Origin of the sequence: Acinetobacter sp. ABJ_C5_2, from assembly GCF_044538485.1 — a bacterium.
GTDB classification, from domain to species: domain Bacteria; phylum Pseudomonadota; class Gammaproteobacteria; order Pseudomonadales; family Moraxellaceae; genus Acinetobacter; species Acinetobacter nosocomialis_A.
The window spans coordinates 1-255 of the sequence record NZ_JBIUCS010000116.1 but is presented as its reverse complement, the minus strand read 5'-3'; the positions used below and the strand labels follow the sequence as shown (position 1 = coordinate 255).

Annotated in this window: 1 protein-coding gene; it reads left to right on the top strand. The window is 52.5% G+C overall.

The genetic code is table 11. From position 1 onward, the window contains the following. Positions 1-255: Ig-like domain-containing protein (locus ACH8JV_RS19625; RefSeq protein WP_396523328.1), on the top strand; the 255-nt coding region annotated here is incomplete at both ends.

Genomic DNA, 255 nt, shown 5'->3' with positions numbered 1-255 from the left:
TGGCCCAATCACCATCCATGCCCAAGCAGTGGATTCACAAGGTCATATCAGCAGCCCAACAGATGTCATCGTGACTGTCGATACGGCAGCGCCAAGTGCACCAGTAATTGATCCGATCAATGCGACTGATCCAGTGACAGGAACAGCAGAAGCAGGATCAACCGTGACTGTAAGCTTCCCTGATGGCACAACAGCAACTGTGGTTGCAGGCCCAGATGGTCAATGGACAGCGCCAAACCCAGGTAACTTGCTTGA